This window comes from Actinoplanes sp. NPDC048791, from assembly GCF_040650095.1.
Lineage (GTDB): Bacteria > Actinomycetota > Actinomycetes > Mycobacteriales > Micromonosporaceae > Actinoplanes.
In genome coordinates, this window is sequence record NZ_JBEZGQ010000436.1 from 1 (window position 1) to 6,653 (window position 6,653).

Annotated in this window: 6 protein-coding genes; 1 reads left to right on the top strand and 5 read right to left on the bottom strand. The window is 73.1% G+C overall.

The window, feature by feature from the left end; translation table 11 throughout:
* The coding region (locus AB0C29_RS27085; protein WP_360825565.1) for a family 78 glycoside hydrolase catalytic domain at window positions 1-2,895 on the top strand (2,895 nt) is incomplete at its 5' end.
* Here the strand turns inward: AB0C29_RS27085 and AB0C29_RS27090 are convergent.
* From AB0C29_RS27090 to AB0C29_RS27110, 5 genes are all read right to left on the bottom strand, one after another.
* Window positions 2,889-3,980: an ABC transporter ATP-binding protein gene (locus AB0C29_RS27090; protein ID WP_360825568.1), complete on the bottom strand. Its 1,092-nt coding sequence runs from the start codon at window positions 3,978-3,980 to the stop codon at window positions 2,889-2,891. The genes AB0C29_RS27085 and AB0C29_RS27090 overlap by 7 nt on opposite strands.
* On the bottom strand, window positions 3,977-4,768 hold the full coding sequence (locus tag AB0C29_RS27095) for an ABC transporter permease (protein WP_360825580.1): 792 nt from the start codon (window positions 4,766-4,768) through the stop codon (window positions 3,977-3,979). Before AB0C29_RS27095 ends, AB0C29_RS27090 begins: the two co-directional genes overlap by 4 nt.
* Window positions 4,765-5,568: a molybdate ABC transporter substrate-binding protein gene (gene modA, locus AB0C29_RS27100; protein ID WP_360825572.1), complete on the bottom strand. Its 804-nt coding sequence runs from the start codon at window positions 5,566-5,568 to the stop codon at window positions 4,765-4,767. Before modA ends, AB0C29_RS27095 begins: the two co-directional genes overlap by 4 nt.
* Window positions 5,565-5,963 carry a TOBE domain-containing protein gene (locus AB0C29_RS27105; protein ID WP_360825575.1) on the bottom strand — a complete coding sequence of 133 codons (399 nt, stop codon included), beginning with the start codon at window positions 5,961-5,963 and terminating at the stop codon, window positions 5,565-5,567. The genes modA and AB0C29_RS27105 overlap by 4 nt, the downstream gene beginning before the upstream one ends.
* Window positions 5,964-6,021: 58 nt before the next feature.
* A partial coding sequence (locus AB0C29_RS27110) for an aminoglycoside phosphotransferase family protein (RefSeq protein WP_360825577.1) occupies window positions 6,022-6,653 on the bottom strand: 632 nt, incomplete at its 5' end.

A 6,653-nucleotide genomic window follows, 5' to 3' on the forward strand; every position in this document is an offset into this window, starting at 1 on the left:
ACCGTCGGCACGACCCCGGGCGCCGCGGACCTCTGGGACAGCGGCCAGGTCACTTCCGGGCAGAGCGTGGACATCCCGTACGGCGGACCGGCGCTGGCCAGCAACCGCACCTACCACTGGCGGGTACGGGTCTGGGACGCCCAGGGCCGGCCCAGCCCGTGGAGTGCCGCCGCCCGCTTCGACACCGGCCTGTTCAACCCGGCGGCCGAGTGGCAGGCGGACTTCATCGGCGGCCCGGCCACGGCCAACCTCACCGGCGCCGAGTGGATCTGGTATCCCGAGGGTGACCCGGCGACCACCGCCCCGGCCGAGCAGCGGTTCTTCCGGCGCACCTTCGACCTGGCCGCAGTGGCGAAATCCACCCTCGTGGTGACCGGGGACGACACCGCCGACGTGTGGGTCAACGGTTCCCGGGTCAGCACCTCGCGCCGCGTCACCGACTCGTGGAAGCGGGCGACCACAGTGGACGTCACCGCGCAGCTGCGGGCCGGGACGAACACCATCGCGATCGCCGCAACCAACAACGTGGCCGGGCCGGCCAGTGTCATCGCCAAGCTGACCAGCGGCTCGACCACCGTGGCGACCGGTAGTGCGTGGAAGGCCGCGCAGTCCGGTCCGGCGGGCTGGGAACAGCCTGGCTTCAACGACTCCGGCTGGGCCGCGGCCAAGGTGACGGCTGCCTACGGGGCCGGCCCGTGGGGCGCGCAGGTCACGGTGCCGAACCCGACGCCGTACCTGAGCAAGGGTTTCAGCGTCGGCAAGCCGGTCGCCCGCGCCCGGCTCTTCGCCACCGCGCTGGGCCTGCACGACACCTATCTCAACGGCACCAAGGTCGGCGCCGAACGGCTCGCGCCCGGCTGGACCGACTACAACGACCGCCTGCAGTACCGCGCCTACGACGTCACGAGCAGCCTGAAGCAGGGCAGCAACACCCTCGGGGCACTCGTCGGCAACGGGTGGTACTCGGGCAACATCGGCTTCGCCGGCAGCCAGCGCTACGGCACCTCGCCCTGGTACTCGGCGCAGCTGTCCATCGAGTACACCGACGGGACGCGGACTGACGTGCGTACCGATGGCTCCTGGTCGGCGACCGCCGGCGTGATCGTCGCCGACGACCTGTACCACGGCGAGGATCAGGATGCCCGCATCCGGCCCGGGGCCGGCACCGCCGTCACCGTCCGCACCGCCGCCAAGCCGAATCTGGTCGCTCAGGTCGACCCCGGCGTCACCGTGCAGCAGCAGCTGCGGCCGAAGAGCATCACCCAGCCCAAGCCCGGTGTCTTCATCGCCGACCTCGGGCAGAACTTCGCCGGCTGGAACCGGCTCACCGTGACCGGCCCGGCCGGCACCCGGGTGACCCTGCGGCACGGCGAGATCCTCAACGCCGACGGCACGCTCTACACCGCCAACCTGCGTGCCGCCCAGGCCACGGACACCTTCACGCTCGCCGGGACGGGCGCGCCGGAGGTCTTCGAACCGCACTTCACCGTGCACGGCTACCGGTACGTGGAGCTGACCGGCTTCCCGGGCACACCCACCGCGGACAGCCTCACCGGGCTCGCCGCCTGGACCGACGGCGCCGAGACCGGCACCTTCACCACCAATGATCCGCTGGTCAACCAGTTGCAGCACAACATCCTCTGGGGTGCGCGCTCCAACATGCTGTCCATCCCGACCGACTGCCCGCAGCGCGACGAGCGGCTCGGCTGGACCGGCGACATCGCGGCGTTCGGGGCCACCTCGACGTTCAACTTCGACACCCACGGGCTGCTCACCAAGTTCGCCGACGACCTGGTCGACGCCCAGCGTGCCGACGGGGCGTTCACCGACGTGGCCCCGGCCGTGATCGACGGCGCGGGCAAGGCCGGCTGGGCCGACGCGGGGGTGATCGTGCCGTACACGGTGTGGCAGCGCTACGGCGATCTGTCCGTCGTGGACAAGCACTTCGCGGCCATGGCCCGCTACGTCGACTACCTCAGGTCGACCGCGGGCGCGGACCTGATCCGCGACCACGAGACCTTCGGTGACTGGCTCAACGTCGACGACAACACCCCGAACGACGTCTCCAGCACGGCGTTCTTCGGCTGGTCGGCGCGCCTGCTGTCGCGGATGGCCGCGGCCACCGGGCGTACGGCCGAGGCGACCCGGTACGGCACGCTGGCCGACCAGATCGCGGCGGCGTTCACCAACCGGTTCGTCGCCGCCGACGGGACCGTGGGCAGCAACAGCCAGACCGGGTACGTGCTCGCGCTCGCCTTCGGCCTGGTGCCCGCCGGCCGCGCCCAGGCGGTGGCGGACAAGCTCGCGGCCAAGGTGGCCAGCCGCAACGGGCACCTGTCCGTGGGCTTCATGGGCGTGGAGAATCTGCTGCCGGTGCTGGCCGAGCACGGGCACGCCGACACGGCGTACCGGATCCTGCAGCAGCCGGACTATCCCGGCTGGGGGTACATGAACTCGCGTGGCGCGACCACGGTCTGGGAGCGCTGGGACGGGATCCGGCCCGACGGCTCGCTGCAGGACGTGGGGATGAACTCGTTCAACCACTACGGCCTGGGCTCGGTGGGGGACTGGCTCTACCGCACGGTGGGCGGGGTGGCCCCGGCCGCGCCGGGCTACCGGCAGGTGCTGATCGCCCCCAAACCCGGCGGTACGCTCACCTCCGCGACCGCGTCACTGCAGACGGGGTACGGCCAGACGCGCTCGGAGTGGACCCGCACCGGCTCCACGCTGACGCTGAAAGTGGTGGTCCCGCCGAACGCCACGGCCACGGTCCAGGTCCCGGCGTCGTCCGCGGCTGCTGTCACCGCCCCGGCGGAAGCTGTGCCGCAGGGCTACAGCGGTGGCACGGCGATCTACAGCCTGGCCTCCGGTAGCTACACCTTTACGGCTCAGTAAGGATCTGTCATGGGTTTTCCGCCGCGGGTCGGCTCAGCGGGGTAGGTCGTCGCCTCGGTCGCTTTGAGGCTGGCCCAGACCTCACGACCGGGCTCGAGTCCCAGCTGCACGGCGGCCGCCGGCGTCACGTCGGCGGCCACCGTGATCCCGCCGGTCAGCTCGATGCGCAGCGCGTCCCCGTGCCGGGAGACGGCCACCACGGTGGCCCGCCAGGTGTTGCGGGGGCTCCCGTCGGGGCGCGCCGCGTAGAGGGCGACGGCGGCGGGCGGGAAGGCCACGAACACGTCGCCGTGCAGCGGCGTCGCCGTGGTCAGGGCGAAGTCGTCGGTGATCCGGACCAGCTCGCCGTCCGCCCGGCCGCGGTAGAGGTTGAGTCCCACCAGCCGGGCCACGTACTCGGTGCGCGGCCGGGAGGTGATCGCGGCCGCGTCGCCGGTCTGCACCACCCGGCCGTGCTCCAGGATGACGAGCCGGTCGGCGAGCATCATCGCGTCCAGCGGATCGTGGGTGACCAGCACCGTCGGCCCGGTGTGGGCCGCGAGGTGGCCGCGCAGGTGGGCCCGGGTGTCGAGCCGGGTCCGGGCGTCCAGCGCGGCGAGCGGCTCGTCGAGCAGCAGCAGGCGCGGCCCGGTGGCGAGCGCCCGGGCCAGGGCCACCCGCTGGGCCTGACCGCCGGAGAGCTGCCGCGGCTTCTTGCCGGTGTGTTCGGCGAGCCCGACCCGGCCCAGCAACTCGGCCGCTTCGGCCCGGGCCCGCGCTCGGGGCACGCCCCGGCAGCGCGGTCCGAAGGCCACGTTCTCCACCGCGGACAGATGCGGGAACAGCAGGTAGTCCTGGAAGACCACGCCGATGTGCCGGTGCTCGGGCGCGGTGAACACCTTGGCCGCCGGGTCGTCCAGGCGTTCGCCGTCCAGCTCGAGGTAACCGTCGTCCAGGGCGACCAGTCCGGCCAGCGCCCGCAACGCGGTGGTCTTGCCGGCGCCGTTCGGGCCCAGCAACGCCACCACCTCACCGGCCTCGGCGCGCAGCACGGCGTCCAGCGTGAAGCCGTCCCGCCGGACGATCAGATGCGCGTCCAGGCTCACGGCGCACCCAGCCAGCGGTCACGCAGCCCGGCCAGGATCACCACGCTGACCACGAGCAGCACCAGGCTCAGCACGATGGCCGCGTCCAGGTCCTGTTCCAGGGCCAGATACACGGCCAGCGGCATGGTCTGGGTGCGCCCGGGGAAGTTGCCGGCGAAGGTGATCGTCGCGCCGAACTCACCCAGCGCCCGGGCCCAGCACAGCACCGCCCCGGCTGCCACCCCCGGCCCGATCAGCGGCAGCGTGACCCGCCGGAACGCCGTCCACCGGCTCGCCCCCAGCGTCGCCGCGGCCGCCTCGAAGCGCGGGTCCGCCCCGCGCAGCGCCCCCTCGACGCTGATCACCAGGAACGGCATCGCCACGAACGCCTCGGCCACCACCACTCCGGCGGTGGTGAAGGGCAGGCTGAAACCGAACGTGGCGTCCAGCCACCCGCCGACCAGGCCGCGCCGGCCGAAGACCAGCAGCAGCGCGACCCCGCCGACCACCGGAGGCAGCACCAGCGGCACGGTCACCAGCGCCCGGACCAGCCGCCGGCCGGGAAACCGGGCCCGGGCCAGGAGCCAGGCCAGCGGTACGCCGAGCAGCAGGCACACCACGGTCGCCAGGGTCGCGGTCAGCAGGGACAGCCGCAGGGCCGCCAGTACGCCGGGCTCGGTGAGCCGCTGCGGCAGGGTCGTCCAGGGCGCCCGGATCAGCAGCCCGGCCAGCGGCAGCACGAGGAACGCCAGCCCGATGATCGCGGGGATCGCCAGGGCCAGCGGCGCTCGGGACGGTGACCGGCTCAGGGCTGCTGGAACCCTGCGTCGGTGAGGATCCGCTGCGCCTCGGGGGTCCGGAGGAAAGTCAGGAAAGCGGTCGCGCCGGCCGGATTCGGCGCGTCCTTGAGCGCGACGACCGGGTAGTCGTTGACCGCCCCGGCGGACTCCGGGAACTCGACGCCGTCGACGTCGGCCGCCGCCGCTTTCGCGTCGGTGCGGTAGACCAGCGCGGCGTCCACCTCGCCGAGCTTCACCTTGGCCAGCGCGGCCTTGACGTCCTGCTCCAGGGTCACCGGCGTCAGCCGTACGCCGGCCGCGGACAACGCCTTTCCGGCGGCCGCACCGCACGGCACCTGCTCGGCGCAGAGGGCCACCTTGACGCCGGAGCCGGCCAGGGCGGCCAGCGTGGTCAGCCCCTTCGGATTGCCCTTCGGCACCGCGATGACGAGCTGGTTGCGCGCGAAGGTGACCGGGGTGCCGGTGGCGGCGCCCGCGTCCGTGACCGTCTTCATGGTGGCGGCACTGGCCGCGGCGAACACGTCGGCCGGGGCGCCCGCGGTGATCTGCTGGGCCAGGCCGGCGCTTACACCGAACGACATGCTCACCTCGGCCGACGGGTTGAGCTGCTCGAACTTCGTGCCGATGGCGGTGAACGACTCGGTCAGCGAGGCCGCCGCCAGCACCGTCACGGGTCCGGCGGCGTCGCTGCCGGGGCCGGCTGAACCGGGCGAGCCGCCGCCGACCGGCTCGTCCGAGACCGGGGAACTGCACCCGGAGAGCGCCAGGAGTGCGGCCACCGCGACCGCGGCCAGCCGTCGTGCCCTCATGCGTCGTCCCCACTTTCCACGACCACGGTCGTGGACTTGATCACCGCGGTCGCCGGGGAGCCGACCTCCAGGCCGAGGTCGTCGACGGCCTCCCGGCTCATCAGCGACACCAGCCGGAACGGCCCGGCCTGGATGTCGACCTGGGCCATCACCGCGTCCCGGGTGATCGCCGTGACGATGCCGCGCAGCCGGTTACGGGCCGAGGAGCGCCGGGAACCGGTGTCGGGCTCGTCGGCCAGCGAACGCGCGAACGCGGCCAGATCGGCGCCGGCGACCGTGCGGTGCCCGTGGCCGTCGCGCTCGGCCGCCAGCCGGCCGGCGTCGATCCAGCGGCGCACGGTGTCGACGCTGACCCCGAGCAGCTCGGCCGCCTCACCGATCCGGTACGTCGTCACGATCGCCAGCCTAGGCCGCAGATGCCAGGCCGTCGAGCCGTTCAGGCTCGCAACTGCGTCACTTCAGGTCGCGCAGCTCTCCTTCGAGCAGCACGGTCAGATAGTCGTGCCGTTCGCTGCCGACCGGGATGCCGCGGCTCGGACCCTCGGCCAGCATCAGCGTGTAGAGGTGGACGCGGTAGAGCCCGAGCCGGGTCCGGGCGGCGTCGTCGAGCACCAGGCCGGTCGCGGCGGCGTACCCGCGCAGGAACGGATGCTCCGGCTCCTCCTCGATGCGGTGGAACAGAGCCGGCGACACCAGGTCCAGCAACGGGTCGCCCCACAGGAAGCGTTCGCCGTCGACCAGCCCGGTCAGCCGGCCGCCAGCGGCCAGCACGTTGCCGTCCCAGAGATCGAAGTGCAGCAACGCGGGCCGGGTGACCTGGGCCAGGTTCGCGTGGTGCCGGGCGGCGAGCGCGTCGATCCCCGGTGGCAGCGGTACCTCCCAGTCGGCCGCGTCGGCCAGCAGAGCGGCGATGATCGCGGCGTACGCGGTCGGCCAGTCGGTGCCGGCCGGACGGTCACCGGTGTAGCCGAAGTGCGGGCCGGTGAGCCGGTGCAGGCCGGCGATCGCGGAACCGAGCTGCTCGCGTACCCCTGCCGCCGCGGCCGTCCCGGCGGCGTCCGCCGGCTCGCTCAGGCTGCTGCCGG

Coding starts and splice junctions, on each gene's coding strand:
- modA (WP_360825572.1), bottom strand. CDS start 5,568: ATGAGGGCACGACGGCTGGCCGCGGTCGCGGTGGCCGCACTCCTGGCG.